23 protein-coding genes and 1 pseudogene are annotated in these 24,045 nt (G+C 69.1%); 21 read left to right on the forward strand and 3 right to left on the reverse strand.

Translation table 11 applies throughout. The features are described 5' to 3' along the window. Positions 1-2,653 (reverse strand): ribonuclease E (gene rne / locus QLQ85_RS09845; protein ID WP_282738838.1); only part of this gene is annotated, 2,653 nt, incomplete at its 3' end. 588 nt (positions 2,654-3,241) lie between these two features. On the opposite strand from rne, the gene QLQ85_RS09850 reads away from it, so the two are divergent. The 3 genes from QLQ85_RS09850 to sppA are packed head-to-tail and all read left to right on the forward strand — an operon-like array spanning position 3,242 to position 5,960. Beyond that, positions 3,242-4,189 (forward strand): RluA family pseudouridine synthase, encoded by a 948-nt coding sequence (locus QLQ85_RS09850; protein WP_282723667.1) that lies wholly within the window; start codon positions 3,242-3,244, stop codon positions 4,187-4,189. 12 nt (positions 4,190-4,201) lie between these two features. Then, positions 4,202-4,855, forward strand: a complete 654-nt coding sequence (locus QLQ85_RS09855; protein ID WP_282738839.1) for an HAD family hydrolase — start codon at positions 4,202-4,204, stop codon at positions 4,853-4,855. 25 nt (positions 4,856-4,880) lie between these two features. Then, a complete protein-coding gene (gene sppA, locus QLQ85_RS09860; RefSeq protein WP_282738840.1) occupies positions 4,881-5,960 on the forward strand; it encodes a signal peptide peptidase SppA in 1,080 nt (359 codons plus the stop codon). 151 nt (positions 5,961-6,111) lie between these two features. Here sppA and QLQ85_RS09865 read toward each other — a convergent pair whose 3' ends face one another. Further along, positions 6,112-6,693, reverse strand: a complete 582-nt coding sequence (locus QLQ85_RS09865) for a Maf family protein (RefSeq protein WP_282738841.1) — start codon at positions 6,691-6,693, stop codon at positions 6,112-6,114. Positions 6,694-6,794: 101 nt separating this feature from the next. Here QLQ85_RS09865 and QLQ85_RS09870 point away from each other — a divergent pair, with 101 nt between their 5' ends. From QLQ85_RS09870 to QLQ85_RS09950, 17 genes are all read left to right on the forward strand, one after another. After that, positions 6,795-7,322 carry a YceD family protein gene (locus tag QLQ85_RS09870; protein ID WP_282723671.1) on the forward strand — a complete coding sequence of 176 codons (528 nt, stop codon included), beginning with the start codon at positions 6,795-6,797 and terminating at the stop codon, positions 7,320-7,322. A gap of 33 nt (positions 7,323-7,355) precedes the next feature. Then, on the forward strand, positions 7,356-7,526 hold the full coding sequence (rpmF, locus tag QLQ85_RS09875; protein ID WP_102629173.1) for a 50S ribosomal protein L32: 171 nt from the start codon (positions 7,356-7,358) through the stop codon (positions 7,524-7,526). A gap of 38 nt (positions 7,527-7,564) precedes the next feature. After that, positions 7,565-8,689, forward strand: a complete 1,125-nt coding sequence (gene plsX, locus QLQ85_RS09880; protein WP_282738842.1) for a phosphate acyltransferase PlsX — start codon at positions 7,565-7,567, stop codon at positions 8,687-8,689. Positions 8,690-8,694: 5 nt separating this feature from the next. Then, complete coding sequence (fabD, locus tag QLQ85_RS09885; RefSeq protein ID WP_282738843.1) at positions 8,695-9,666, forward strand: ACP S-malonyltransferase; 972 nt, start codon at positions 8,695-8,697, stop codon at positions 9,664-9,666. A 34-nt stretch (positions 9,667-9,700) separates the two neighbouring features. Beyond that, on the forward strand, positions 9,701-10,444 hold the full coding sequence (fabG, locus tag QLQ85_RS09890) for a 3-oxoacyl-ACP reductase FabG (protein ID WP_282723674.1): 744 nt from the start codon (positions 9,701-9,703) through the stop codon (positions 10,442-10,444). Between the two features lie 126 nt (positions 10,445-10,570). Then, positions 10,571-10,804 (forward strand): acyl carrier protein, encoded by a 234-nt coding sequence (gene acpP / locus QLQ85_RS09895; RefSeq protein WP_282723675.1) that lies wholly within the window; start codon positions 10,571-10,573, stop codon positions 10,802-10,804. A gap of 212 nt (positions 10,805-11,016) precedes the next feature. Further along, on the forward strand, positions 11,017-12,255 hold the full coding sequence (gene fabF / locus QLQ85_RS09900) for a beta-ketoacyl-ACP synthase II (RefSeq protein WP_282738844.1): 1,239 nt from the start codon (positions 11,017-11,019) through the stop codon (positions 12,253-12,255). Then, positions 12,255-13,070, forward strand: coding sequence for an aminodeoxychorismate lyase (gene pabC, locus QLQ85_RS09905; protein WP_282738845.1), 816 nt, complete (start codon positions 12,255-12,257; stop codon positions 13,068-13,070). Before fabF ends, pabC begins: the two co-directional genes overlap by 1 nt. A gap of 42 nt (positions 13,071-13,112) precedes the next feature. After that, positions 13,113-14,117, forward strand: coding sequence for an endolytic transglycosylase MltG (gene mltG / locus QLQ85_RS09910; protein WP_282738846.1), 1,005 nt, complete (start codon positions 13,113-13,115; stop codon positions 14,115-14,117). Between the two features lie 19 nt (positions 14,118-14,136). Then, the gene (gene tmk / locus QLQ85_RS09915) at positions 14,137-14,790 is read left to right on the forward strand and encodes a dTMP kinase (protein ID WP_282738847.1); all 654 of its coding nucleotides are present in this window, start codon (positions 14,137-14,139) and stop codon (positions 14,788-14,790) included. 35 nt (positions 14,791-14,825) lie between these two features. Then, positions 14,826-15,782, forward strand: coding sequence for a DNA polymerase III subunit delta' (locus QLQ85_RS09920; protein ID WP_407650375.1), 957 nt, complete (start codon positions 14,826-14,828; stop codon positions 15,780-15,782). Between the two features lie 37 nt (positions 15,783-15,819). Next, positions 15,820-16,155 (forward strand): PilZ domain-containing protein, encoded by a 336-nt coding sequence (locus QLQ85_RS09925; RefSeq protein WP_102629181.1) that lies wholly within the window; start codon positions 15,820-15,822, stop codon positions 16,153-16,155. 95 nt (positions 16,156-16,250) lie between these two features. Continuing rightward, positions 16,251-17,108, forward strand: a complete 858-nt coding sequence (locus tag QLQ85_RS09930; protein ID WP_282738849.1) for a TatD family hydrolase — start codon at positions 16,251-16,253, stop codon at positions 17,106-17,108. 32 nt (positions 17,109-17,140) lie between these two features. After that, entirely contained in the window at positions 17,141-17,719 is a 579-nt protein-coding gene (locus QLQ85_RS09935; protein WP_282738850.1) for a DUF1285 domain-containing protein, read from the forward strand. Continuing rightward, the gene (locus QLQ85_RS09940) at positions 17,710-19,923 is read left to right on the forward strand and encodes an ATP-dependent helicase (RefSeq protein WP_282738851.1); all 2,214 of its coding nucleotides are present in this window, start codon (positions 17,710-17,712) and stop codon (positions 19,921-19,923) included. Before QLQ85_RS09935 ends, QLQ85_RS09940 begins: the two co-directional genes overlap by 10 nt. Beyond that, a complete protein-coding gene (locus QLQ85_RS09945) occupies positions 19,920-20,744 on the forward strand; it encodes a sulfurtransferase (protein ID WP_282738852.1) in 825 nt (274 codons plus the stop codon). The genes QLQ85_RS09940 and QLQ85_RS09945 overlap by 4 nt, the downstream gene beginning before the upstream one ends. A gap of 83 nt (positions 20,745-20,827) precedes the next feature. Continuing rightward, positions 20,828-21,787, forward strand: coding sequence for a Gfo/Idh/MocA family oxidoreductase (locus QLQ85_RS09950; protein ID WP_282738853.1), 960 nt, complete (start codon positions 20,828-20,830; stop codon positions 21,785-21,787). A gap of 104 nt (positions 21,788-21,891) precedes the next feature. On the opposite strand, the gene QLQ85_RS09955 is transcribed toward QLQ85_RS09950, so the two are convergent. Further along, positions 21,892-23,559, reverse strand: coding sequence for an electron transfer flavoprotein-ubiquinone oxidoreductase (locus QLQ85_RS09955; RefSeq protein ID WP_282738854.1), 1,668 nt, complete (start codon positions 23,557-23,559; stop codon positions 21,892-21,894). Positions 23,560-23,926: 367 nt separating this feature from the next. On the opposite strand from QLQ85_RS09955, the pseudogene QLQ85_RS09960 reads away from it, so the two are divergent. Then, a pseudogene (locus QLQ85_RS09960) lies at positions 23,927-24,045 on the forward strand (electron transfer flavoprotein subunit beta/FixA family protein); the annotation flags it as partial.

Below are 24,045 nucleotides of genomic sequence, written 5' to 3' on the forward strand. Positions count from 1 at the left end.
CGGGCTTGGCGGCCGGCTGCTGGGGTGCCGCGGCCTGCTCGGTCGGCTTGGCCTCGGGCTTGGCGGCCGGCTGCTGGGGTGCCGCGGCCTGCTCGGTCGGCTTGGCCTCGGGCTTGGCGGCCGGCTGCTGGGGTGCCGCGGCCTGCTCGCTTGGCTTGGCCTCGGGCTTGGCGGCCGGCTGCTGGGGCACCTCGGCCTGCTCGCCTGGCTTGGCCTCGGGCTTGGCTGCCGACTGCCTGGGCGCATCGGCCTGCTCGGCTATCGGCTTCGTGGCCTCGGCCGGCTTGGCCGCCGTCGCGGCGGGTTCCACCTTTGCCTCGCCCTGAGCGGGCTGGACGCCATGCGCATCGGTTGCTGCCGGCGCCTCGGTGGCCTCTGCCTGCAGGCGTTTCTGCTCGGCCACGGCCTTGGGATTGATGGCGTGCTGGCGAGTCCGGCTGCGCGGGTTGTTGCGGGTGCGCCTGGGCTTGCCGTCATCCACGGGGTCCGCCGGCTTCTCGGCACTCTTCTCGACGGGCTTCTCGGCGGGCTTCTCGGCGGGCTTGTCGCCCCCCTTCTGGCGCCGGGGAGTCTCCTCGCGCTGCTTGGCGGCTTCCTGCTGCTGTCCTCGGCCCTGGCGATCGCCGTCCTGGCGACCGCGTCCACGGCCGCCGCGTCCACCACGGCCCTCGGTGGTCTCGGCCTTGCCCTCGCCGCGCTCGCCTTCCTGGCGGGGCGAACGACGGTCGTCGCTGCGCGGGCGGCGCTGTCGACCGCCACGGCCACCGCGATCGCTGCGCTCCTCGTCACCCGGGGCGGGCTTGCGGGAGCCCTGGCCGGCGGGCTGCGTGACGCTGTCGCGTGCGGGCGATTTCTCGACCACGTCGTCGGGCGCTTCTTCGCTGCCGAGCAGCTTGGCCAGCCCCTTCACCAGACGACCCAGCACCCCGGCCTGGGGCTCGGGGGCGGCGGCCTTGGTGGCCGGGCTCGGCGCGGGAGCGGGGGCCTTGGTGGTCGGGCTCGGCGCGGGGGCGGGGGCCTCTTCCTGTTGCAGCGAGGCGGGCGCCGGCTCGTGGTGGATCACGGTCTTGACGGCGGCCTCGGCACGCTGCACCGGCTTGCCGAAGGTGGCGTCGGGCTCCTTGCCCACTTCGGTGTCGGTGGAGAGTTCGAAGCTGGACAGGTTCGCCGTCCCTTCTTCATCCACATGATCGTCGCGCAGTCGCTGGACATCGTAGTGGGGCGTGTCCATGTCCGGGCTCGGCAGCAGCACCACGCGAACGCCCTGGCGACGCTCGATGTCGGCCAGCACGTTGCGCTTCTCGTTGAGCAGGTAGGTGGCCACCGGAACCGGCAGGATGGCGCGGATATGGGCGCTGCGCTCCTTCATCGCCTCTTCCTCGATCAGGCGCATGATCGAGAGGGCCAGGGAGCGTACGTCGCGGATGGTGCCCTGGCCGTCGCAGCGCGGGCAGACCACACCGCTGGTCTCGCCCAGCGAGGGGCGCAGGCGCTGACGCGACATCTCCATCAGGCCGAAGCGCGAGATACGGCCGATCTGCACCCGGGCACGGTCGAGCTTGAGGGCATCGCGCATGCGATTCTCTACCTCGCGCTGGTTGCGCGCCGGGCTCATGTCGATGAAGTCGATCACCACCAGGCCGCCGATGTCGCGCAGGCGCAACTGGCGGGCGATCTCGTCGGCCGCCTCCAGGTTGGTCTGCAGGGCGGTCTCCTCGATGTCGCTGCCGCGGGTGGCCCGGGCCGAGTTGATGTCGATGGAGACCAGTGCCTCGGTGTGGTCGATGACGATGGAGCCGCCGGAGGGCAGCTTGACCTCGCGCTCGTAGGCGGTCTCGATCTGCGACTCGATCTGGAAGCGCGAGAACAGCGGCACCTCGTCGGCGTAGAGCTTGATCTTCTGCTGGTAGGAAGGCATCACCTGGCGGATGAAGCCCAGGGCATCCTGATGGACCTTTTCGCTGTCGATCAGCACCTCGCCGATGTCCTGGCGCAGGTAGTCGCGCATGGCGCGGATGATGACGTTGGACTCACGGTAGATCAGGAAGGGGGCAGGGCGCTTGCCGGCTTCGGCGGTGATCGACTCCCACACCTGGACCAGGTAGTCCAGGTCCCACTGCAGTTCTTCGGGGGAGCGGCCGATGCCGGCGGTGCGCACGATCAGGCCCATCTTGTCGGGCACCGTGAGCTGGCCCATGGCGTCCTTGAGCTGGCTGCGCTCATCGCCCTCGATGCGCCGGGAGATGCCGCCGGCCTTGGGGTTGTTGGGCATCAGCACCAGGAAGCGGCCGGCGAGGCTGATGAAGGTGGTGAGTGCCGCCCCCTTGTTGCCGCGCTCCTCCTTGTCGACCTGGACGATGACTTCCTGGCCCTCCTTGAGGACCTCCTTGATGCTGGGGCGGCCGGCCGGCTCCTTGACGAAGTACTCGCGGGAGATCTCCTTCAGCGGCAGGAAGCCATGGCGGTCGGCACCGAAGTCGACGAAGGCGGCTTCGAGGGAGGGTTCGATGCGGGTGATCTTGCCACGATAGATGTTGGCTTTCTTCTGTTCCCGGGCACCGGACTCGATGTCCAGATCGTAGAGGCGCTGACCATCGACCAGTGCGACGCGCAGCTCTTCGGGCTGGGTCGCATTGATGAGCATCCGTTTCATAGTGTCTCGCTAGTCTTGACGCGCCGGATGGCGGTCGTCGACGTAGGCGAACCTCTGGGTGCTGCGTGCTTGTGCTCAGCGCATGTCGCGGATGCGCAGTAGCGCCCGGCCGTGCCGGAACGAGGCGCATGGGCGGTTCCGGTACGGCATGACCATGTTGAGTACGGGGCGGAGGCAGGACATGTTTCGGTGGGATATCACCCATCCGGCCCTGCGGTCACCGCCAACACCTGGCATTCATCGATTCGCCAACGCCGGCCTCCGGCACGATGTTGAACGTTTCCCGTGGCCTGCGTCCGCCCCATGACAGCGGGGAGAACGGGGATCCGGGCGTGGCGTGAGTATCGCTTTCTCGTTTCTTGCTTTCGTTGCTCGGCGGCGGGACGTCATGGTAGCGGGCGTCGTCGCGGCCTGATCTTTTCGCTCCGGCCTGCGTGTCTGTCGTGCAGGCGCACCATCGGGCCAATCGGGCCCATTGAGGCGAGTCAGCAATATAACAGTAAAGGGGAGGGAGCAGCAATTGGCGCAGGACGACGCCCGGTGCGATAGAATGCGGCTTTTACGGCAGGTTGGCAGTGGAGACTCGGCATGGCCGAAGGGCGCGACGTGCAGTGGGTGGAAGTGACCGAGGGCCAGGTGGGCCAGCGGGTCGATAATTTCCTGATGACGCGCATCAAGGGCGTACCGCGGGCGCTCGTCTACCGCATCGTCCGCAAGGGCGAGGTGCGGGTGAACAAGAAGCGCGTCAAGGCCGACACGCGCCTGGCGCTGGGCGACATGGTGCGCATTCCCCCCCTCAGGCTGACCCCGCGTGAAGCGGTGCGCGAGGTCAGCGACAACCTGCGCAACCTGCTCGCCGGTAGCGTCCTGGTGGAGGGGCGCGACTGGCTGGTGATCAACAAGCCGGCAGGGCTCGCCGTGCACGGCGGCAGCGGGGTGAAGATCGGGCTGATCGAGGCGCTGCGGCAGGTGCGCGAGGATCTCGACTTTCTCGAGCTGGTCCACCGCCTGGATCGTGACACCTCGGGCTGCCTGTTGCTGGCCAAGTCGCGCCCGGCACTGCTCGCCCTCAACGAGTCGCTCAAGCAGCACCGGATGGACAAGCGGTACCTCGCGCTGGTAGCGGGGCGCTGGCCGGCGCGGCGCGACTTCGTCGCCGCTCGCCTGGAGCGCTTCGAGCTCGCCAACGGTGAGCGCCGGGTGCGTGTCGACCCGGCCGGCAAGGTCGCCCGCACCCGCTTCGCGGTGCGCGAGGCCCTGGAGAAGGCCACCCTGGTCGAGGCCGAGCCGGTCACCGGCCGGACCCACCAGATCCGCGTGCATGCCGCCCATGCCGGCCACCCGCTGCTGGGCGACGACAAGTACGGCTCGCGCGAGGGCGAGCGGCTGGCCGCCGGTCTCGGCCTGTCGCGGCTGTTCCTGCATGCCGCCGCTCTGACCTTCCCCGAGCCCACCAGCGGGCGTCCGGTGCAGATCAAGGCCCCGCTTCCCGACGAGCTCGAGGCGGCGCTCGCCCGGGCCCGGCGAACTTCCTGAGCAGGAGCGCGCATGCGTTATCGACTGGTGATCTTCGACTGGGACGGCACCCTGATGGACTCCGCCGCCCGTATCGTCTCCTGCATGCAGGCCGCGGCGCAGGATGCAGAATGGGGGGAGCTCTCCGCCGAGAGCGTGCGTAACATCATCGGCCTGGGCTTGCCCGAGGCGATCGCCACCCTCTGCCCCGGCATCGACGCCGAACGGGCCGAGCGGTTGCGCAGCCGCTATGCCTTCCATTTCGTCGAGGGCGACACCACCCCCATGCGCTTCTTCCCCGGCGTGGAGGCGGGGCTGGCCCGGCTTTACGGCAACGCCGATCAGTGCCTGGCGGTGGCCACCGGCAAGAGCCGCCGTGGGCTCGATCGGGTATTTCGCGAGAGTGGCGCCGGGCGCTGGTTCCATGCCAGTCGAACCGCTGACGAGACCCGCTCCAAGCCCCATCCGCGGATGCTCGAGGAACTCCTCGCCGAGCTCGGCGTCGATGTCGGCGAGGCGGTGATGGTCGGCGATACCGAGTACGACCTGGAGATGGCCCGGGCACTGGGCATGGACCGGGTGGCGGTGACCTATGGCGTCCACACCCCGGCGCGGCTGGCCGCCAGTCGCCCGGTGTTCACCGCCGAGGCGGCCCCCGAGCTCTTCGACTGGCTTCACGGAGCCTAGGCAGCACTTCAAGGACAGGGTGATCATGAGCGACGACAAGCGAGAAGACCGCTGGACCGATGGGCCGGAGCTGGAGCCGGACGAGGCCCGCGAGGTGCGTCGGCAGCGCGAGGCGCCGCCTGCGCCGCCGGCCGAGGATGCCGAGACGCTGCGCGAGCGCCAGCGCCTGGCCCAGATGGAGATGATGGATCGCTGGATCGGCGGGGTGCTGGTGGAGCAGCGCCGCTCCCGGCGCTGGAAGCTGTTCTTCCGCCTCTTCTTCGCGCTGCTGATCCTGGCATCGCTGGCCGCCACCCTCTACGGGATCTTCGGGACGCCGAGCCCCGGGGCGCCGGCGGGCCCCCACCTCGGTGTGGTCAAGGTGAAGGGGGCGATCGACAGCGAGTCACCGGCCAGTGCCGAGCGCATCATCGAGGGGTTGAACCGCGCCTGGGATGCCGAGGGGGCCGCGGTGGTGGTGCTGCACATCGACAGCCCCGGTGGTAGCCCGGTGCAGTCCCAGCGCATCTTCGATGAGGTGATGCGTCTGCGCGACGAGGGCGACAAGCCGATCGTCGCGGTGATCGAGGATGTCGGTGCCAGCGGCGCCTATTACATCGCCGCGGCGGCGGACGAGGTGATCGCCGCGCCGGCCAGCCTGGTCGGCTCGATCGGCGTGATCTCCGCCAGTTTCGGCTTCGAGGAGGCCATCGAGCGGCTGGGCGTCGAGCGCCGGGTCTATGCCGCCGGGGAGAACAAGGCCTTCCTCGATCCCTTCTCGTCGGTGGCGCCGGAGCAGCGTGCCTTCTGGCAGTCGGTACTGGAGACCACCCATCGCCAGTTCATCGACGACGTGCGCCAGGGGCGCGGCGACCGCCTGGCCGATGACGAGCGGCTCTTCAGCGGCCTGATATGGAGTGGCGAGCAGGCCCTCGAACTGGGGTTGGTCGATACCATCGGCAGCCTCGACGGCCTGGCCCGGGAGCGACTGCCCGAGCCGCGGGTGCGCGACTACACGCCGCGCCTGGACCCCTTCGAGCGGATCTCGCGGCAGTTCGGCCGGGTCGCCATGGAGTGGCTGGGCGTGCCCACCGGCCAGTCGCCGCTGCGCTATCAGTTGCCCTGAAGCGCCGAGCGCCTGGTGTCTGGAGTCGCGGCTTTCCCGGCGACAGGCCTGCGCGGAGGCGCTGTGAACCCTTCCCTGGGCGCTACCTTTTCCATCCCTGGAAAAGGACCTCCGCTTCGGCCTGTCCCCGGCGCCGCTCACTGGGTTGGCACTACCTCAGCGGATCCAGCCCCGCCTCGCGCAGCAGGGCGCAGAGCCGGATCAACGGCAGGCCGATCAGGGTGTTGGGGTCGTCCCCCTCGAGCTTCTCGAACAGGGCGATGCCCAGCCCCTCCACGCGGAAGCTGCCGGCGCTGTCCAGCGGTTGCTCCCGCGCCACGTAGCGGGCGATCTCGCCCTCGCTCAGGTCACGGAACACCACCTCGTAGCGCTCGTGGCAGACCCGGTGCCGGCCGCGGGCGGTATCGACCAGCGCCAGGCCGGTGACAAAGCGCACCCGCTGGCCCGAGAGGCGCGCCAGGTTGGCCCGAGCCGTGGCCGCGTCGCCCGGCTTGCCGAGGATCTCGCCCGCGAAGACCGCCACCTGGTCGGAGCCGATGATCAGATGGTCCGGCCAGTCGTCGGCCAGGCGGCTGGCCTTGGCCAGTGCCAGGCGGTGCACCAGTGCCTCGGGCGATTCGTCGGGTCGCGGGGTCTCGTCGATGTCGGGACTGGCCCAGGCATAGGGGATTTCCAGGCGGTCGAGAAGCTGGCGGCGCCAGCGGGAACCTGAGGCGAGGACGAGGCGTGGCATGGGCGTACTCCCGGGCAGTGAAGGAATGATGGTGACCCATTGTAATACCGGGTGACGGTGGCTTTGACAGGGGCTGGGCGAGTGCCTATCATTGCGCGCCTATGTTGACCACACGACTCCCCAGCAGGGTCGAGCCCTACAAGCTCGCCGCCCGCGCCGAGCACCTCGAAGGGCTGATGGCCCTCGACGGCTTCGCACGCCTCACCGACGAGGTCGGGGCCCAGGCCGGCGACTGCCGCGTCTGGCTCGATTTCGGCATCGACGCCCAGGGGCGCCGGGTGATCCGTGGGCGCCTCGAGGCCGAGCTGCAGCTGCCGTGCCGACGCTGCCTCTCGCCCCTGGCGCAGCACGTCGAGAGCGAATTCCTGCTGGGCATGGTCACAAGCGACGCTCTGGCGGCCGAGCTGCCGAGCACCCACGAGCCGGTGCTGGTGGAAAACGAACAGCTGAACCTGCTGACGGTGGTCGAGGATGAACTGATCCTCAGCCTGCCTCAGGTGGTTTACCACGACGAGGCCGACTGTGAGGTCTCTCGCGACCAGCTGACCAGCGGGGCGGATGCCGAGGCGGCAAGCGAGCCCGCTGCGAGCCCGTTCGAGGTGCTCAAGCGCCTCAAGGGCAAACACTGATTCATCATCGATTGCACTCTGGAGTGACATCCCATGGCAGTTCAACAGAACCGCAAGACCCGTTCCAAGCGCGGCATGCGTCGCAGCCACGACGCCCTCAGCGCTCCGGCCCTGGCCCAGGACAAGGAAACCGGCACCACCCACCTGCGCCACCACGTGGCACCGGATGGCTTCTACCGGGGTCGCAAGGTCGTCGACGCCTGAGGCGACGACGACCTCCCCGGTGACAGCTGGCCGCTGACGTGCGGATCGCCATCGACGCGATGGGCGGTGACCTCGGTCCCCGTGCCACCGTGCAGGGGGCGGCCAGCGCGGCCATCCAGGACCCTCGCCTCGAGATCCGGCTGTTCGGCCCGCGCCGGCAGCTGCAAGACGAGATCTCTCGCCTGCCGCGGCAGCTCGCCGCGGCGGGCTCGCGTCTGGAAGTCGCAGATGCCGGCGCGGCCATTGGCCAGGCGCAGCGGCCTTCCGATGCCCTGCGCCATGGTCGCGATACCAGCATGGCCAGGATGCTCGACTGCGTCGCCAGCGGTGAGGCCGTGGCCGGTGTCAGTGCCGGCAATACCGGGGCATTGATGGCCCTGGCTCGGCGCGCCCTGGGGACGGTGGCGGGGATCCCGCGGCCGGCCATCAGTACCGCCATCCCCACCCGTGACGAGGGGCGCTGCTACCTGCTCGACCTGGGGGCCAATGTCGAGGCCTCCGCCGAGCGTCTGGTGGACTTCGCCCTGATGGGCGAGGTGATGGCGCGGCACGTGGATGGCGTGGCTTCGCCGCGGGTGGCGCTGCTCAATATCGGGGTCGAGGGTACCAAGGGGACGGCCAGCGTGCGCGAGGCCGATGCCCGGCTGCGCCGGCTGCCGGGCATCGCCTATTGTGGCTTCGTGGAAGGCGATGGGGTCTTCAGCGGCGCCGCCGACGTGGTGGTCTGCGATGGCTTCGTCGGCAATGCGGTGCTCAAGGCCAGCGAGGGGCTGGCGAGGATGCTGGTGGAGCGGGTGCAGGTCGCCTTCGATGCCCACTGGAGCAGCCGTTTGGTGGGTGCCCTGGCGCGACCGACGCTCCGGCGCTTGAAGAACGAGCTGGACCCGGTGCGCTACAATGGCGCCAGCCTGCTCGGCCTGGCCGGTATCGTGGTCAAGAGCCACGGCAGTGCCGATGCCACCGGTTTCCATTATGCGGTGGCCCGTGCGGTGCAGGAGGTGAGCCGGGACCTGCCCAGCCGGCTCGCCGCCGAGCTCGGCCAGCGACGGTCGGCTGTCGCCTCGATCGGCGATGCCGGTCGAGCCGACAGCGGATCCATGATCCTCGCACCGGACGAGCCTGGCTCGGTCGGTGACGATGAAAGCCAACAAGAGCAAAGGTGATAGACATGACTCAACCCCTTGCCCTCGTGTTCCCCGGGCAGGGTTCCCAGCAGATCGGCATGCTGCGGGAGCTGGCGGAACGCTACAGCGTGGTGCGGACCACCTTCGAGGAGGCCGCGGACGCCCTGGGTTACGATCTCTGGCAGGTGGTTCAGGAGGGGCCGGAGGAGGCCCTCAACGCCACCGCCTGCACTCAGCCGGCGCTGCTCAGTGCCAGCGTGGCGATCTGGCGAGTCTGGCAGGAGCTGGAGGGGCCACGCCCCGGCGCCATGGCCGGTCACAGCCTGGGCGAGTACAGCGCCATGGTCTGTGCCGGCGCCTTGTCCTTCGCCCAGGGCGTGCGCCTGGTGAAACTGCGCGGCGAAGCGATGCAACAGGCGGTGCCGGTGGGCGAGGGCGCCATGGCGGCGATCCTCGGCCTCGACGACGCCGTCGTGGAGCAGGCCTGTGCCGATGCCGCCAAGGGTGATGTGGTCTCGGCGGTCAACTACAATGCCCCGGGGCAGGTGGTGATCGCCGGCGCGAAGGCGGCCGTGGAGCGGGCCATCGTGGCGTGCCAGGAGGCCGGTGCCAAGCGCGCCATGCCGCTGCCGGTCTCGGTGCCGTCGCACTGTGCCCTGATGCGCCCGGCCGCTGAACGCCTGGCCGCGGCCATGAACGAGATCGAGCTGCGCGCGCCGCGCTACACGGTGATCCAGAACGTCGATGCCCAGGCCCATGCCGACGTGGACACCCTGCGCACGCGGCTGCTCGAGCAGCTCTATCAGCCGGTGCGCTGGACCGCCTGCGTCGAAGCCATGGTCGAGCGTGGTGCCGAAGTGTTCATCGAATGCGGGCCGGGCAAGGTGCTGACCGGTCTCAACAAGCGGATTGCGCGGGGCAGCAAGGGGCTGGCGGTCAATGACCCGGACAGCCTGGATGCGGCCCTGGAGCTGGCCCGTGACGTGGCCGGACAGTCACCGTCAGCCGCTGGCTGACGCCACCCCCATTCAGGACGAAGGCGGAATCACCATGACAAGCGAGCGTAGAGTTGCCCTGGTCACCGGCGCGAGTCGCGGCATCGGCCGGGCCATCGCCCACGAACTGGGTCGCCAGGGACGCGTCGTGATCGGCACCGCGACCAGCGATGCCGGCGCCGAGCGCATCGATACCGACCTCAAGGCCCAGGGCATCGAGGGCGCAGGTCGCAAGCTGGACGTCACCGACCAGGCCAGCGTCGATGCCCTGGTCAAGGCGATCGGCGAGGAGTTCGGGGCGCCGACCATCCTCGTCAACAACGCCGGCATCACCCGCGACAATCTGCTGATGCGCATGAAGGAAGACGAGTGGGATGCGGTGATCGACACCAACCTCAAGTCGGTCTACCGCGTCAGCAAGGCCTGCCTGCGCGGCATGACCAAGGCCCGCTTCGGGCGTATCGTCTGCATCAGCTCGGTGGTGGCCACCATGGGCAACCTCGGGCAGACCAACTATGCTGCGGCCAAGGCCGGCATGGAGGGCTTCACCCGGGCCCTGGCCCGTGAGGTGGCGTCCCGCGCCATCACCGTCAATTCGGTGGCGCCGGGTTTCATCGCCACCGACATGACCGAGGCGCTGCCCGAGGCGCAGCACGAGGCGCTGCTTGGCCAGATTCCCCTGGCGCGTCTCGGCCAGCCCGAAGAGATCGCGGCGGCGGTGGGCTTTCTCACCGGCGAGTCGGCGGGCTACATCACCGGCGAGACCCTGCACGTGAATGGCGGCATGAACATGCGTTGACGGTCGCGTGGTTCGGCGGTTGCGCCGGCCCGAGGGCGTCTATAAACTACCCCGCAGCTTTTGGCTTGCGGTTTTGAAACGGCTGGTTATCAGAACGGCTAACGTGAACGACTGGAGTACGTCATAATGAGCACCATTGAAGAGCGCGTGAAGAAGGTTGTGGCCGAGCGCCTGAACGTCAAGGAAGAAGATATCCAGACCTCCTCTTCCTTCACCGAGGATCTGGGAGCCGATTCCCTAGATACCGTCGAGCTGGTCATGGCGCTCGAAGAGGAGTTCGACACCGAGATTCCCGACGAGGAAGCCGAGAAGATCACCACCGTCCAGGAAGCCATCGACTACGTCAACGCCCACCAGTAAGCCGGTGGCGGTCGACACCGCTTGCTGACGTGCCGGAGGCACGGCCTCCCACGAAAGCCGCCCTGATCCCAGGGCGGCTTTCGCGTGTCTATGCCGCGGCAGTGGACGTCTTGCCATGGCGGCACAGGGCAGGGAGACTCGGGTATAATGCGCGCAATGGTGGCCCCGGGTGATCGGGGGTCGCGTCACCAAGTTTGTCTGGAGGAAAGCTGATGGCTCGTAGAAGGGTTGTAGTGACCGGGCTCGGTCTGGTCACACCGGTGGGGAATTCCGTGGAGGAGAGCTGGACCAGCATCCTGGCCGGCAAGAGCGGCATCGCCCCCATCGAGCACTTCGATGTCAGCGGCTTCAACACGCGCTTCGGTGGTTCGGTGAAGGGCTTCGATATCAGCCCCTATCTCAATCCCAAGGACGCCCGCAAGATGGACCTGTTTATCCAGTATGGGGTGGCGGCGGGTGCCCAGGCGATTGCCGATGCGGGGCTCGAATGCACCGAGGAGAATGCCGGTCGTATCGGGGTGGCGATCGGCTCCGGCATCGGCGGGTTGCCGATGATCGAGCACAACCATAATGCCCTGCTCAAGAGCGGGGCGCGGCGCATCTCGCCGTTCTTCGTGCCGGGTTCGATCATCAACATGATCTCGGGCAACCTGGCGATCCAGCACGGCTTTCGTGGCCCCAACATCGCCATCACCACCGCCTGCACCACCGGCACCCACAACATCGGCTACAGCGCACGCACCATCGCCTACGGCGACGCCGACGTGATGGTCTGCGGTGGCGCCGAGATGGCCACCACGCCGCTGGGACTCGGCGGCTTCTCCGCGGCCCGGGCGCTCTCCACGCGCAACGACGATCCGGCCGCGGCAAGCCGCCCCTGGGATCGCGACCGCGATGGCTTCGTGCTCTCCGATGGCGCCGGCGTCATGGTGCTGGAGGCCTACGAGCACGCCAAGGCCCGTGGCGCGACCATCTATGCCGAGCTGGTCGGTTTCGGCATGAGCGACGATGCCTATCACATGACGCTGCCGCCCGAGGACGGTAGCGGCGCGGCCATGGCCATGAGCAATGCCATCCATGATGCCGGTCTCGATCCCGCGGTGGTCGACTACATCAATGCCCACGGCACCTCGACACCGGCCGGCGACCTGGCCGAGAGTCGTGCCGTGGAGCGGGTGATGGGCGAGGCCGCCAGGTCCGTGGCGGTCAGCTCGACCAAGTCGATGATCGGTCATCTGCTCGGCGCTGCCGGTGCGGTGGAGGCGGTATTCAGCGTGCTGGCGATCCGTGACCAGGTGGCGCCGCCGACCATCAACCTGGACGATCCCCAGGAGGGGTGCCGGCTGGACTACGTGCCGCACACCGCTCGCGAGATGAAGATCGAGGTGGCGCTGTCCAACTCCTTCGGCTTCGGCGGCACCAACGGCACCCTGGTCTTTTCCAAGGTGTGATGGACGCTTCCGGGACCCCGAGCGGCTGGCCGCTGGACGATCGTGGCCCGGCCTATGGCGACGGGTTGTTCGAGACCGTGCTGCTGCGCGATGGCGAGCCACGGCTGTGGGCCGAGCACCTGGCCCGGCTCGCCCGCGGTTGCCGGGTCCTCGGCATTCCCCTGCCGGCCCGGGCCGAGCTGGAGCGCCCGCTGGCCGAGGCCGGCGAGGGGCTGGCGGTGCTCAAGTTGATCCTGACCCGGGGCAGTGGCGGCCGAGGGTATCTGCCGCCGACGGAGCCCGAGGCGCGGTTGCGCTGGCAGCTCCTCCCCTTCTCACCGGCAGCCGAGCGCTGGGAGACGGGCGTGCGGGTGCGTCACTGCCGATTGCGCCTCGGCATCCAGCCGGCCCTCGCCGGCCTCAAGCATCTCAATCGCCTGGAGAACGTCCTGGCCAGGGCCGAATGGTCGGATGCCGATACCGCCGAGGGGCTGCTCTGCGACAGCGAAGGGTGCCTGGTGGAGGCCACCTGCATGAACCTGTTCTGGCGGCGCGATGGGCGGCTGGAAACCCCGCGGCTGGATCGCTGCGGGGTGGCGGGCACCCTGCGCGAGGCGCTGCTGGCCCGGCTGCCGATCCACGAGGTCGATGCCCGCCCCGAGACGTTGGAGAGCGTCGAGGCGTTGTGGCTCGGCAACTCGGTACAGGGCCTGTGGCCGGTGATCCGGCTCGATGACGCCCGGGGCCAGGCGCACCGGCATTGGACGATCACGCCCGATCATCGGGCACTGCAGGCCGAGGCCCACGACCTGCTGGGCCACCCCCTCCCGGCGTGAGCGCAAGCCGAGCACCGGGAGCCTGACTGAACGAGGAAGTGCATGTTGCGTGTGGTGAAGATCCTGCTGGTGTTGGCCGTCCTGGCCGGGGTGGTGCTGTTCGCTGGCTACCGTTACTGGGAGTCCAGGCTCGCGGCGCCGATCGCCGTGGACGAGCCGACCCTCTACGAGGTGTCGCGCGGTGCCGGCTACAATCGGGTGGTGGCCGACCTGGCCAGCCGCGGTGTGATCACCGACGACTGGGCCTTCCGGCTGCTCACCCGGCTCGAGCCCGAGTCGGTGCCGAGTCTACGTGCCGGCGAGTACATGCTCGAGCCGGGAATGAGCGGGCGCGAGATGATCGACCTGCTCGGCAGCGACCGGGTGGTCACCTATCCGTTGACCATCCCCGAGGGCTGGACCTTCCGCCAGATGCGCGAGCGGCTCGCCGAGGCCGAGAAGCTCGAGCAACGCACCGCCGAGCTCTCCGACGACGAGCTGATGGCCGAGCTGGGCCGCGAGGGCGACTATCCCGAGGGCTGGTTCTTCCCCGACACCTATCGCTACCACAAGGGCATGAGCGATCTGGAGATCCTGCACCAGGCGCTGACCCGCATGGAGTCGACCCTCGAGGCGATCTGGGCCGAACGCGACGAGGACCTGCCGTTGGACTCGCCCTACGAGGCGCTGATCATGGCCTCGCTGATCGAGCGCGAGACCGGCGCCGGCGAGGAGCGCCGCGAGATCGCCGGGGTGTTCAAGCGCCGCCTGGAGCGGGGCATGCGCCTGCAGACCGACCCCACGGTGATCTACGGCATGGGCGAGCGCTATGAGGGCAATATCACCCGCGCCGACCTGGTCGAGGCCACCGCCTACAACACCTACGTCATCGATGGCCTGCCGCCGACGCCCATCGCCCTGCCGGGGCGCGCCGCCCTGGAGGCCGCGGTACGGCCCGCCGAGGGTGACACCCTCTATTTCGTCTCCCGTGGCGACGGCACCCATCACTTCTCGCGGACCCTGCGCGAGCACAACAATGCGGTGAACCGGTATATCCGCAATCGCTGATCCTGGAGCGGCATCTGTCATGAACGAGCGCGGACGTTTCATCACCCTGGAAGGCGGCGAGGGGGTGGGCAAGTCCACCAACCTGGCCCTGGTGGCCGGCTGGCTCGAGGCGCGCGGCCTCGAGGTGGTCCGCACCCGCGAGCCCGGCGGCACCCCCCGCGCCGAGGCGATCCGAGCGCTGCTGCTCGATCCCGACGGCGATGAGCCGCTCGATACCGATGCCGAGCTGCTGCTGGTGTTCGCCGCCCGGGCCCAGCACCTGGCCCGGGTGATTCGACCGGCACTGGCGCGCGGGGCCTGGGTGGTCTGCGATCGTTTCACCGACGCCACCTTCGCCTACCAGGGCGGAGGACGCGGCATCGAGGGCTCGCGTATCGCCGAACTGGAGACCTTCGTCCAACGCGGCCTCGAGCCCGATCTGACCCTGCTGCTCGACATGCCCATGGCGGCTGCCCAGCAGCGCCTGGAGGGTCGACTCGGCCGGGAGGGGGGAGAACGCGACCGCTTCGAACGCGAGCGCGAGAGCTTCTTCGAGGCGGTGCGTCGCGCCTACCTGGCGCGGGCGGTTGCGGCTCCCGGGCGTGTGGCGGTGATCGATGCCTCGGCCGACCTGCCGTCGGTACAGGCACAGTTGGTTCGGGAACTCGAGGCACGGGTGGCGGCATGGCAGTGACGACGCCGGACTCCGTCGCGCCGCTGCCGTGGCTGATGCCACGCTTCCGGGCCCTGACCGAGCTCGCGCGGGACGGGCGCTTGCCCCATGCCCTGCTGCTCTCCGGCCCGCGGGGCGTGGGCAAGCAGTCGCTGGCCGAGGCGCTGATCGGTTGGGTGCTGTGTGCCGAGCCCGGCGAGACCGCCTGTGGCCGGTGTCACGGCTGTCGCATGCTGGCCGCCGGCTATCATCCCGACCTGCTGAGGGTCGGCCCCGAGGAGGGCAAGCGGCAGATCCGCATCGGCCCGATCCGTGAAGTCAATGACTTCGTCGGCCAGACCGCCCAGCAGGGCGGGTATCGGGTGATCGTGATCTCGCCGGCGGAGGCGATGAACGTGGCCGCCGCCAATGCCCTGCTCAAGAGCCTGGAGGAGCCGGGCGACCGCACCCTCTTCGTGCTGCTCGCCGATATCCCCTCGCGGATGCTGCCGACCATCCGCTCACGCTGCCAGCACTGGACCCTGGCCCCGCCTGCCGAGGCCGACTGCACCGCCTGGTTGGCCGAGCACCTGGGGAGCGAGGAGGAGGCGCGCTTCTGGTGGCGGGTGGCCGGCGGCCTGCCGCTGGAGGCCCTGGCCCAGGCCGAACCGGATGCCCGCACGCTTCGCCAGCAGCTCGTCGAGACCTTCGAGGCGCTGGTACGCGGCGGCGAGCCAGTGGCCGAGGCGTCGCGGCTGGATCGGCAGTCCACCGAGGCGATCCTGTGGTACGGTATCGCCTGGCTGGAGGACCTGATCCGCCTGGGGCTCTCCGGGAGGGGAGACGACCTGCGCAACCCGGACCTGTTGCCTCTCTATCGCCAGGCCGTCAAGAATGGCCGGGTACAGGACTGGTTTCGCCTGCTCGACTACGCCCGGGAACAGCGCCGGCTGCTCGCCGTAGGCGGCAACCCCAATCCGCAACTGGTGCTCGAGGCCTGGCTGGTGCGCTGGTCCACGCTGCTGCGTTCCTGATCATTCCATCACGGATCCATTTCACGAGGTGTCACCCATGGCCGCCCAGAAAGCCCTCTCCCTGACCATCCAGGATGTGCCGACCCTGCTTTCGGCCTACATGCCGTCGCTGGAGCGGGGGGGGATCTTCGTGCCCACCCGCGAGCGCTACGAACTGGGTCAGGAGGTCTTCCTGCTGCTGATGCTGCCCGGCGAGAGCGAGCGCGTCCCGGTCACCGGCCAGGTGGTCTGGGTCTCTCCGGAAGGGGTCGCCGGGCGCCGCGTGCCCGGCATCGGCATCCACTTCAGTGCCGAGGACCAGGCGGTCCGTGCCCGCATGGAGAGCCTGCTGGCCGGGCAACTGGACAAGGGTACGCCCACCTATACGCTCTGAGGGCTTCGGGCTTCGGGCTTCGGGCTTCGGGCTTCGGGCTTCGGGCTTCGGGCTTCGGGCTTCGGGCTGAATTCATTCATCTGGTATGTCATTCCATGTTTGTCGATTCCCACTGTCATCTCGACCGCCTCGACCCTCGCACCCATGACGGCGACCTGGCGGCGACCCTCGAGGCCGCCCGCGCCCGGGACGTGCGCCAGTTCCTGGCCATCGCCGTGACCCTGGAGGACGTCGCCCACCTCGCCGCCATGGCCCGCGAGCATGACGACGTGGTGATCTCTGCCGGGGTTCATCCTCTCCATCGGGTGCCCGAGGAGCCGACCGTGGAGGCGATCAAGGAGGTGGCCGAGCGCTTCGAGGCGGTGGCCATCGGCGAGACCGGGCTCGACTACCACTATCTCGACAGCGCGCGTGGCAAGGGCGCGGAGGCGGTGCCTGCCCGGGAGGAGCAGCTCGAGCGCTTCCGTCGCCAGCTGGTCGCCGCCAGCGAGCTGGAACTGCCGGTGATCGTCCACACCCGCGAGGCGCGCGAGGACACCCTGGCGCTGATCCGCGAGCACACCGATCCCCGAGTGGGCGGCGTGCTGCACTGCTTCACCGAGGACCTGGACATGGCCCGGGAGGCGGTGCGCCACGGCTTCTATATCTCGCTCTCCGGTATCGTCACCTTCCGCAACGCCGCTGCGATCCGCGAGCTGGCGCGGCGCATACCCCTGGATCGCCTGCTGATCGAGACCGACAGCCCCTACCTGGCGCCGGTACCGCACCGCGGCAAGCCCAATGAGCCCGCCTGGGTGGTGGAGGTCGCCGAGTGTATCGCCGCCGAGCGCGGCATCAGCGTCGACGAGGTGGCCATGCAGACCACCGCCAACTTCTACCAGCTGTTCCGCGCCGCGGCACCCCGGGCCCCCGAGGCGATGCGCGAGACCCTGGCCCGGGCCGGGCTGATCTAAGCTATGGGGGATATCGTCCGGAGAGTACTGCCATGACCCTCGAACCGCTGCTGGCCCATATCGACCCGGAGGGCGAGATCCCGCCGGTGGCGTCCTGGCACCCCGAGCACCAGGGCGAGATGGACCTGGTGATCGCCGCCGACGGCCGCTGGATCCACGAGGGGGTGGCCATCGCCCGGCCGCGGCTGGTGCGGCTGCTCTCCACGATCCTCCGGCGCGAGGCGGACGGCGGCTACTGGCTGGTGACCCCGGCGGAGAAGCAGCGCATCCGGGTCGAGGATCGCCCCTTCCTGGTCGTCGGGGCCGAACCCGACGGGGCCGGCGGCTGGTGGTTGACCACCAATGTCGGCGACCGGCTGGGGCTCGACGGACAGCATGCGCTGAGCCTGAGCGAGACCCCACGCGGCGAGACGGTGCCCGAGGTGCCGGTGCGCTTCGGGCTCGCCGCCCGCCTGGGCCGCAACGTCTACTATCGCCTGGTGGAGCTGGCCGAGACCCGAGACCTGCCTGGCGGCGGCGCGGAGCTGGGCCTGGTGAGCGCCGGTGTCTGGCATCCCCTCGGTCGGCTGGAGGAGAGCGAGCGGCTCGACGGCGGGGCGGCATGCAGCTGACCGCCGAACAGCGGGCCGTGGTCGAGCACGGCGGCGGCCACGCCCGGGTCGCCGCCGTGGCCGGCTCCGGCAAGACCACCACCATGGTGGCTAGGGTGCTCCACCTGCTCGGCCAGGGCGTGCCGCCGTCGCGGATTCTGGTGCTGATGTTCAACCGCTCGGCCCGCGAGGACTTCCAGGCCCGCCTGGCCGCCATGGCACCGCCTGGGCAGCCGCTGCCCGACGTGCGCACCTTCCACTCGCTGGGCCACCGGCTGACCGGGAGCCTGACCCGCTGGGGCGTACTGGCGCCGCGGGAACTGCTCACCGCCGACTGGCAACTGGAGCGGCTGCTGCGCCAGGCCACCCTGGCGGCGCTGGCCGACGAGCCAGAGGCCCGGGAGGCGGCGCTGGACGGTGAGCGCCTCGAGGCACTGGCGCATTTCTGTTCGCTGGTGAAGGCCGAGATGGTCAGTCCCGCCGAACTCTACGCGCGCCTCGACTTCGGCGAACAGACCGACCACTTCCCGGCGGCCTTCGTCCATGCCGAACGGCTGCTCGCCGACCAGGGCCTGATGAGCTATGCGGACCTGCTCTACCGTCCCCTCGAGGCGCTGGAGGCCGACGCCGGCCTGAGTCGACGGGTCCAGGGCTTCCTCGACCACGTGATCATCGACGAGTACCAGGACATCAACGTGGCCCAGCAGCGGCTGCTGGCGCTGCTTGCCGGCCGCGACGCCGCGGTGATGGCGGTGGGTGACGCCAACCAGTGCATCTACGAGTGGCGCGGTGCTCATCCCGATACCATGCTCGAGCGCTTCACCGCCACTTTCGGCGAGGCCCGCGACTATCCGCTCTCCACCACCTTCCGCCATGGCCATGCCCTGGCACTGGCCGCCAATCACGCCATTGCCGCCAACCGCCGGCGCCCCGACCAGCTCTGCCTGGCGGCCCCCGGCAACCCGGCGACCCGCCTGGCGGTCGGGCAGGGCGGGCGGGCGCTGCTCGAGGCCCTCGAGGCCTGGCAGCGGGAGGGGCGGCGGCTCGACGAGGCCTGCCTGATGGTACGCAGCTGGGCGCTGTCGGTACCGCTGCAACTGGCGCTGCTCAAGGCCGGGCTGCCGTTCCGCCTCGCCCGGGAGGACCGCTTCGTCTTCCGCCTGCCGCTGGTGCAGGCCCTGGCCGGCTACCTGATGCTGGCTCGGATGCCGGGCCTGCTGCAGGACCCGGGCCACCTGCAGCTGCTGTTGTCCCAGCCGACCCCCTTCGTGGCCCGGGAGCGGATCCAGGCCCTGGCCGTGCGCCTGGCCGAGACCCAGCGCTGGCCGGAGCGCCACGATCCGCTGCTCGAGGGACTCAAGCCCCACCAGCGGCGCACCCTGAAGCGCCGTTGGGCCCTGCTCTGTGAGTTGCCGAGGCTCTCCGGCTGGCCGCCGGCTCGGCTGCTCGAGCACGTGGTCGAGAGCGTCGAGGCGGAGAAGGTGCTCAAGCGGGCCGCCGCCCGGCGCGACAAGGGCGAGGAGGACGTGCGCCTGCTCGACGTGCTGATCGAGCAGGCCGCCGAGCTGGGTAGCGACACCGAGGCGTTCGTCGAGCTGCTGCGCCGGCCGGTGGCGAACCGTGACGACGGGGTGCTGATCACCACGGTGCACGGTGCCAAGGGGCTGGAGTGGCCGCTGGTGCTGCTCGGCGGCACCAACGAGGAGGACTTCCCCCACTACAGCCGCGACAACCCGCTCACCCCTCGGCGCCTCGAGGAGGAGCGGCGACTCTTCTACGTGGCCATCACCCGGGCCCGGGAGCGGCTGCTGATCGTGCATGACGGCGGCGACCACCGCGCCAGCCGCTTCATCGCCGAGACCGCCTGGCAGGATTGCCAGCGGATCACCGAGCGCCTGATCCGGGAGGGGGAGGCTGACTATCCGGCGCCGCTGCCGGTCGCGTCCCCCGAGCTGGTCGGGCGCTACCTGACGATGCTCGGCCGGCCCCTACCGTTGACCGCGGCGACCCCCGAGGCGGGCGGCATCGCCGAGCCTCCGCCCGGTGACGTCGAGTTCAGCGTCGGCCGACGGTTGCGCCACGCGGTCTTTGGCGAGGGCGAGATCGCCGTGGTGGAGGGCGACCCGGACAACCCGGTGATCGAGGTGCGTTTCCGGCAGGCCGGTCGGCGACGACTGATCGCGCGCCGGGCGCCCATTGAACTGCTCGAAGGAGTCCAGGCATGACACGCGCGCTGATCACGGCCACCGAGCTGGCCGAGGCCCTCGACGGGGCCAACCCTCCGCGGATTCTCGACTGTCGCGCCCGGTTGGGGGATCCGGCGGCGGGACGGCGACTCTGGCGGGAGGCGCACCTGCCGGGTGCCCTCCACCTCGATCTCGACCGCGACCTGGCGGCACCGGCCGGGGAGGGTGGGCGACACCCACTGCCTACACCCGAGACCTTCACGGCGGTGGTGCAGCGCCTCGGCATCACGCCCGGGCAGCCGGTGGTGGCCTATGACGACATGGGCGGCCAACTGGCGGCGGCCCGGGCCTGGTGGATGCTCGCCGTCTGGGCCGGTCATCCCGATGTACGAGTGCTCGATGGCGGCCTCGCGGCCTGGCAGGCGGCGGGGGGGGAACTGTCCCGTAGCGAAACGCTGGTGCCTACGACCCCAGCGGCCTGGCACCCGGCCTACGACGAGGAGGCGCGGGTCTCGGCCGACCATGTCTTCTCCGGTCGCGAACTCAAGGTCGATGCGCGCAGCCACGAGCGTTTCCGTGGCGACGCCGAGCCGATCGACCCGGTCGCCGGTCATGTTCCCGGGGCGGTCTGTCATCCCAGCGCTGCCAACCTCACCGAGCATGGCCGCTTCAAGGCCGCCGAGATACTGGCCGCGGAACTGCCCGACGCCCCGGAGGTGATCGCCTATTGCGGCTCCGGTGTCACCGCCTGTCACAACATTCTCGCCTATGCCGTGGCCGGGCGTCCGTTGCCGCGGCTCTATGCCGGTTCCTGGAGCGAGTGGATCCGTGATCCATCGCGTCCGGTTGCCCGGGGATAGGGGCTCGCTTCCGCCGCGCGGGCAGGGGGGCGGGTCCACCGCTACGCTTAGCGTGACGGGATGGAAGGGGAGTCGTGGAGGCGGTGATGAACTTTGCATTGATCGGCGCGGCCGGCTATATCGCGCCCCGCCATATGCAGGCCATCAAGGAGACCGGCAACGAGCTGGTCGCCGCCTACGACATCAACGATTCGGTCGGCATCATCGACTCCATCTCGCCCGACTGTGCCTTCTTCACCGAGTTCGAGTATTTCCTCGAGCACGCCTGGCGACTCCGGCGCCGAGGAGAGGGGGCGCTGGACTATATGGCAGTGTGCTCGCCGAACCACCTGCATAGCGCCCATATCACCGCCGGCCTGCAATTGGGCTGCGATGTCATCTGCGAGAAGCCGCTGGTACCGACGCCGGCGCTGCTCGACGAATTGCGCTGCATGGAGGCGGAGACCGGGCGTCGCGTCTACAGCATCATGCAGTTGCGCCATCACCCGGCGATCCACGAACTGCGCGACAGGGTGATCGCGGAGGCACGCCAGACCAGGCACGAGGTGGAGCTCACCTACATCACCGTGCGGGGGCCATGGTACCTGGCCAGCTGGAAAGGCGATCCGCGCAAGTCCTTCGGCGTGGTGGCCGAGATCGGTGTGCACTTCTTCGACATGCTGCACCTGGTCTTCGGTGAGCTGCAGCGCCAGGTGCTGCACTACAGCGACGATCACAAGGCCGCCGGCTTCCTGGAGTACGAGAAGGCGCGGGTCCGCTGGTTCCTCTCCATCGATGCCGTGGACCTCCCGGAGAGCGTTCGTGGACGGCAATCGACCTATCGCAGCATCAACTGCGACGGTGAGGCCTTCGAGTTCTCCAATGGCTTCGACGATCTACATACCGTCAGCTATCGCGAGATCCTGGCCGGGCGGGGGTTCGGTATCGACACCGTGCGCCACTGCCTGGAAACCGTGCACAGCCTGCGGCTGGCACACCCCGAACCGCCCCGGGAAGGCGAGGCACACCCCCGGCTGCTGGCGCTCGACCTGGACGGCCGCTAGGAGGGGGCAGGGGCGCATCGATCTCGACGCCCCTGCCGGAGTGGTCGAGGGGCAAGCAGACGGGCATGCCACCGGCATGCCCGTCTGTCGGCGTGGCGGGGGTATCACATGTTCGGATAGTTGGGCCCGCCGCCGCCCTCCGGCGCCACCCAGGTGATGTTCTGGGCCGGGTCCTTGATGTCGCAGGTCTTGCAGTGCACGCAGTTCTGGAAGTTGATCTGGAACCTGGGCTTGCCGTCGTCCCCCTCGACCACCTCGTAGACCCCCGCCGGGCAGTAGCGGCTTGCCGGCTCGGCGTAGGTCGGCAGGTTGTCGCGGATCGGCAGCTCCGGGTCCTCGAGCTTCAGGTGGCAGGGCTGGTCCTCCTCGTGGTTGGTGTTCGACAGGAACACCGAGGAGAGCTTGTCGAAGGAGAGCTTGCCGTCGGGCCTGGGGTAGTCGATCTTCTCGCACTCGCTGGCCGGCTTGAGGGTGGCGTGGTCCGGGGTGGTGTCGTGGACATTGGGCAGCCTGCCGCCGAGCAGCTGGTCGAGGAAGTTGTAGGCGCCGCCGCCCACGGTGCCGTACTTGTGGATCGCCGGGCCGAAGCTGGCGCTCTCCTCGAGCTCCTGGTAGGCCCAGCTCGACTCCCACTTCTCGGTGAAGGCGGTCAGTTCGTGGCCGCCTTCATCGCCTTGGGCGAGCGCCTCGAACACCGCCTCGGCGGCCACCAGGCCCGACTTCATGGCGGTGTGCAGGCCCTTGATCTTGGCGAAGTTCAGCGTGCCGGCGTCGCAACCGATCAGCAGGCCGCCGGGGAAGGTCATCTTCGGCAGGCAGTTGAGCCCGCCCTTGGTGATGGCCCGGGCACCGTAGGCCACCCGCTTGCCGCCCTCCAGGTACTGCTTGAGCACCGGATGGTGCTTCATGCGCTGGAATTCGTCGAACGGCGACAGCCAGGGGTTCTGGTAGGAGAGGTCCATGATCAGACCGACGACGACCTGCTGGTTCTCGGCGTGGTAGAGGAACCAGCCGCCGTGGGTGTGCTTGTCCAGCGGCCAGCCGGAGCCGTGCAGCACCAGCCCCGGCTCGTGCCTGTCGGCGGGCACGTCCCACAGCTCCTTGAGGCCGATGCCGTAGTGCTGCGGATCCTTGCCCGCGTCGAGCTGGAAGCGGCTGATCAGCCGCTTGCCCAGGTGCCCGCGGCAGCCCTCGGCGAACAGGGTGTACTTGGCACGCAGCTCCATGCCCGGCATATGGCCATCCTTGGGCTGACCATCGGCACCGACGCCCATGTCGCCGATGACGATGCCGCGCACGGTGCCGTCCTCGTCATGGATCGCTTCCTGGGCGGCGAAGCCGGGGAAGATCTCCACGCCGAGGCCCTCGGCCTGCTCGGCGAGCCAGCGGCACAGGTTGCCGGCGCTGATCACGTAGCGGGTGAGGTCGCCGCCGGTGTTGTGCATGCTCTTCGGCACCAGGGCGTTGGGCAGCTTCTGGGCCTTCGCGCCGTCCTTGAGCAGGTAGAGCTCGTCGCGAATCGCCGGGGTGGTCAGGGGCGCGCCGCGCTGCTCCCAGTCGGGGAACAGCTCGGCCAGGGCGCGGGGCTCGAAGACCGCCCCGGAAAGGATATGGGCGCCCACCTCGGAGCCCTTCTCCACCACGCACACGGTCAACTCACGGCCGGCCTCATTGGCCTGCTGCATGAGGCGGCAGGCCGCCGAGAGGCCCGCGGGCCCGGCGCCGACGATGACCACGTCGAAATCCATGGATTCACGTTCTACTTGTTCCACCAGCACTCTCCTCCCTCGCCACCGACGCAGGGGTTCCAGCGAATGCCACCAGCGTCGGAAGGTTTTAAAACGGTCGTTTGCTTCTCGATATTCTCCATGATAGGCATAATAGACGACTCGGGTCACCCCTACGATGGGCAATGTGCGGGGAAACCACCGCTCCGACCTGCAGGGGATTGTTGCCGCGGTCCCGGCTGTGGCAAATTGGATGGGTTTTTCGGATGCGGCACCTATCAAACGCTTGCATGAAACCTATAAGGGCATATCACCCGGTTCTAAGAACACGCTGGTATGCTCGCTGCCGAGCCGGCATGGTCGGTATGTTCCTAACCAGACGGTTCGTTAGAGTGAACCAAGCGAGGACACCATGAAAGTACTCGTCGCGGTCAAACGCGTCATCGACTACAACGTCAAGATCCGGGTCAAGCCGGACCACTCCGACGTCGACCTCACCAACGTCAAGATGGCCATGAACCCCTTCTGCGA

The sequence above is a fragment of the Halomonas kalidii genome (assembly GCF_030010475.1).
GTDB classification, from domain to species: Bacteria; Pseudomonadota; Gammaproteobacteria; order Pseudomonadales; family Halomonadaceae; genus Halomonas; species Halomonas heilongjiangensis.

Excerpts from the sequence above, each read along its gene's own strand:
- QLQ85_RS09855 (WP_282738839.1), top strand. The coding sequence starts at position 4,202 with ATGCGTTATCGACTGGTGATCTTCGACTGGGACGGCACCCTGATGGAC.
- mltG (WP_282738846.1), top strand. The coding sequence starts at position 13,113 with ATGTTGCGTGTGGTGAAGATCCTGCTGGTGTTGGCCGTCCTGGCCGGG.
- QLQ85_RS09935 (WP_282738850.1), top strand. The coding sequence starts at position 17,141 with ATGACCCTCGAACCGCTGCTGGCCCATATCGACCCGGAGGGCGAGATC.
- fabF (WP_282738844.1), top strand. The coding sequence starts at position 11,017 with ATGGCTCGTAGAAGGGTTGTAGTGACCGGGCTCGGTCTGGTCACACCG.
- fabG (WP_282723674.1), top strand. The coding sequence starts at position 9,701 with ATGACAAGCGAGCGTAGAGTTGCCCTGGTCACCGGCGCGAGTCGCGGC.
- QLQ85_RS09865 (WP_282738841.1), bottom strand. The coding sequence starts at position 6,693 with ATGCCACGCCTCGTCCTCGCCTCAGGTTCCCGCTGGCGCCGCCAGCTT.
- fabD (WP_282738843.1), top strand. The coding sequence starts at position 8,695 with ATGACTCAACCCCTTGCCCTCGTGTTCCCCGGGCAGGGTTCCCAGCAG.
- QLQ85_RS09850 (WP_282723667.1), top strand. The coding sequence starts at position 3,242 with ATGGCCGAAGGGCGCGACGTGCAGTGGGTGGAAGTGACCGAGGGCCAG.
- QLQ85_RS09925 (WP_102629181.1), top strand. The coding sequence starts at position 15,820 with ATGGCCGCCCAGAAAGCCCTCTCCCTGACCATCCAGGATGTGCCGACC.
- rpmF (WP_102629173.1), top strand. The coding sequence starts at position 7,356 with ATGGCAGTTCAACAGAACCGCAAGACCCGTTCCAAGCGCGGCATGCGT.
- QLQ85_RS09930 (WP_282738849.1), top strand. The coding sequence starts at position 16,251 with ATGTTTGTCGATTCCCACTGTCATCTCGACCGCCTCGACCCTCGCACC.
- tmk (WP_282738847.1), top strand. The coding sequence starts at position 14,137 with ATGAACGAGCGCGGACGTTTCATCACCCTGGAAGGCGGCGAGGGGGTG.
- sppA (WP_282738840.1), top strand. The coding sequence starts at position 4,881 with ATGAGCGACGACAAGCGAGAAGACCGCTGGACCGATGGGCCGGAGCTG.
- QLQ85_RS09870 (WP_282723671.1), top strand. The coding sequence starts at position 6,795 with ATGTTGACCACACGACTCCCCAGCAGGGTCGAGCCCTACAAGCTCGCC.
- QLQ85_RS09920 (WP_407650375.1), top strand. The coding sequence starts at position 14,826 with ATGCCACGCTTCCGGGCCCTGACCGAGCTCGCGCGGGACGGGCGCTTG.
- QLQ85_RS09945 (WP_282738852.1), top strand. The coding sequence starts at position 19,920 with ATGACACGCGCGCTGATCACGGCCACCGAGCTGGCCGAGGCCCTCGAC.
- QLQ85_RS09940 (WP_282738851.1), top strand. The coding sequence starts at position 17,710 with ATGCAGCTGACCGCCGAACAGCGGGCCGTGGTCGAGCACGGCGGCGGC.
- pabC (WP_282738845.1), top strand. The coding sequence starts at position 12,255 with ATGGACGCTTCCGGGACCCCGAGCGGCTGGCCGCTGGACGATCGTGGC.
- acpP (WP_282723675.1), top strand. The coding sequence starts at position 10,571 with ATGAGCACCATTGAAGAGCGCGTGAAGAAGGTTGTGGCCGAGCGCCTG.